Origin of the sequence: Oscillibacter sp. CU971, from assembly GCF_905219725.1 — a bacterium.
Classification (GTDB): Bacteria; Bacillota; Clostridia; order Oscillospirales; family Oscillospiraceae; genus Oscillibacter.
Map to the genome: position 1 here is coordinate 1 of NZ_CAJMXG010000366.1, position 2,355 is coordinate 2,355.

The window sequence follows — 2,355 nt, forward strand, 5'->3', positions numbered from 1 at the left end:
ATCTTTTCCAGCAGTTTCAACGCTTCTTCCAGCTTTGGATTTGCGGCGTCGGTTTGCAGGGCCTCCCGGACGCAGCTACGAATATGGGCTTGCAAAATCTGCTGATTGGCGCTTTTGAGCAGAGCCTGGGTCGCCGTGATCTGATTGGATATATCCACGCAGTAGCGATCTTCCTCGATCATTTGCAGGATACCGTCCAACTGGCCCCTTGCTATTTTCAGCTTGTGGGCAACATCGCCCCGCTTGGCTTTCAAGCTGTTTCCTGGATGCTGACCAGCGTGTAGCCAGCATTCTCCACTGCCGCCTTCAGCGTATCGTCGGACACGCTGTTGTCCAGGCGCACCTTGGCGGTCTTGCTCTCCAGCTCGACAACGGCCTCCTGCACACCAGCCAGCTCGGTCAGGGCCTTGTGGACGTGCTTGACACAGTTCCCGCAGACCATACCCTCGATAAACAGTACCTTTTCCATGCTTTGAAAAGACGGCCTATCCAGTCGGGCGATATATGATTTTAGGGGGCAATTCAAAGGGCGGCGCTGTACCGTATGTCCGCATTTCCTGGTGTTTCGTCGTATCAAAGCTCATCCCTTGGTAGTAAATTCGTAGTAATTGGGGTGGTCTGCTGTCAGGAAATGCGGCGTTATGCGCTGTTTCACAAGGTTTTGCCGGGTCTTACAAAATATTTTTCTCAACAAATTGCAAAGTCAAAACTATTTCTTATTTCCGATAAACTGTGGAATGTGATGAAGGAAAACGGCTTTTCCACACACCAATTAAGGGAAAAGTGCGGTGTCGACAGCAAGACCATCCGGCGCTTGCGGGCAAACGACAACATGGAAACCAAGACACTGAACAAATTGTGTACGGTCCTTGATTGCCGTCTGGAAGATATTGCTGAATATATTCCAGACGAGCAGTAACAACTCCACGGCTCTGCGGATGCAGAACCGTGGAGTTGTTAGCATTTTCGGGGCGGGGTATCCAGGCTGCGATCTGGCAGCATGGGTACCCAACGCCCCGAAAATGGAGGGGGAATCCAAGGGGGGAGACCTCCCCTCTTGGCACACGACTTTCGGAGAAAGTCTAGTGTGTTATACCTTTTGTCCCGGCTGGCGCGGGAAAGGGGCGGCGCGGTCTGGCGCAGTCACTTTCCCGCACCAGGAAATCAGGCAGTGGGATGGAGCGGCAGCAATCATCCCACTGCCTGATTTTGGGAGGGACAAAAGGTATATACAGCCCCCGTCCCTCGTCCCCCGTCCCGCCGCAGCGACATCGCCAGCGGGCCGATAATCGGGCCTGCGAGCCACCCGTCTGGGCGCGAAGTAAAGCCACTTACTGGCCGCTTGTATCATTTGCCTTGGGCAGATTTTCAAAGAGCGAAACCAGCCCACGCCGGAGCTCTGCCAGCTTCTCCCGATCAATTTCATCGCCCACCGTATGTAAAATGGCATCGGTGACCTGATCTGGCGTGATGGAAGTCAATGGTGCTTCTTGGCCTTTTGACAACTCATCCATCATCCGCTCAACAACTTCTTTTGTCACGTTTTTGGCAGTTCCCAGGTCTGAACCGACATCATGTTTCATTTCTTTCAGCATATTCATAAACACAGTCTGGATTTTTGTTAGTTCTACTTGATGAGGTGGGACTTTGGACAAATTGACAGCTTGTGCCACCTCTCGTTGCCCTGCACCCACCAGCAATTCGCTCATGGACGCAAAAATCTGGTTCTGCACAGCCACCCCAGCAGCAAAAGTATCGTCCAGATACTGTGCAATCATAGCAGTCAGCGTGGCGAATCGTGGATGCTCCAGCAAGCGGTTGACCACATCCGTATCGACCCTCTGCGTGTAAAGGTTCCGTACCGACTGTGCTGAGAGGCCCAACTCACTTACGTCATAGTTTTTGCGCTCGGGGATACTGGTCAGACCCAGCAGAAAGTCAGTGGAGACGCTGAACTCTCGTGCCAGCGCCACCAGCACATCACTGTTGATCTTCTGCGTCTGGCCCTTCTCTATGCGGCCCAGTGTAGTGGCGTTGATGCCGATTTTAGCCGCTAACTCATCCAGAGTCATATCCTCACGTTCACGAAGCCCGGTAATGCGGCGTCCCGTGGTATCCGATAACATATTTGCCATATATCCACCCCTTTCTGCTTATCTTACCATATATTCGCTCGATTGAATGTCGAATATTGTAAAATAACATCATAATTTGGGGTCAGCCAGGAAACTGCATTTTTGCAGGATTTCCTGGCTGATTTGTTTTTTCGGGCATTTATGCAGGAATTAAAGGCTATAGACGATTTTCCGGTATATTGAAATACGCAAAAACATTTGTCAAATCAACTTAGGAGGT

Annotated in this window: 4 protein-coding genes; 1 reads left to right on the forward strand and 3 read right to left on the reverse strand. The window is 51.3% G+C overall.

The genetic code is table 11. The annotated features are described in order from the left end of the window. A partial coding sequence (locus JX325_RS15435) for a metal-sensing transcriptional repressor (RefSeq protein ID WP_204791947.1) occupies positions 1-254 on the reverse strand: 254 nt, incomplete at its 3' end. Continuing rightward, positions 251-469 carry a heavy-metal-associated domain-containing protein gene (locus JX325_RS15440; protein WP_204791948.1) on the reverse strand — a complete coding sequence of 73 codons (219 nt, stop codon included), beginning with the start codon at positions 467-469 and terminating at the stop codon, positions 251-253. The genes JX325_RS15440 and JX325_RS15435, both read right to left, overlap by 4 nt. A gap of 75 nt (positions 470-544) precedes the next feature. Here JX325_RS15440 and JX325_RS15445 point away from each other — a divergent pair, with 75 nt between their 5' ends. Continuing rightward, the gene (locus JX325_RS15445; protein ID WP_204791949.1) at positions 545-919 is read left to right on the forward strand and encodes a helix-turn-helix transcriptional regulator; all 375 of its coding nucleotides are present in this window, start codon (positions 545-547) and stop codon (positions 917-919) included. A gap of 412 nt (positions 920-1,331) precedes the next feature. Here the strand turns inward: JX325_RS15445 and JX325_RS15450 are convergent, their stop codons facing one another. Continuing rightward, positions 1,332-2,135 carry a helix-turn-helix domain-containing protein gene (locus tag JX325_RS15450; RefSeq protein WP_204791950.1) on the reverse strand — a complete coding sequence of 268 codons (804 nt, stop codon included), beginning with the start codon at positions 2,133-2,135 and terminating at the stop codon, positions 1,332-1,334. Positions 2,136-2,355 lie beyond the last annotated feature (220 nt).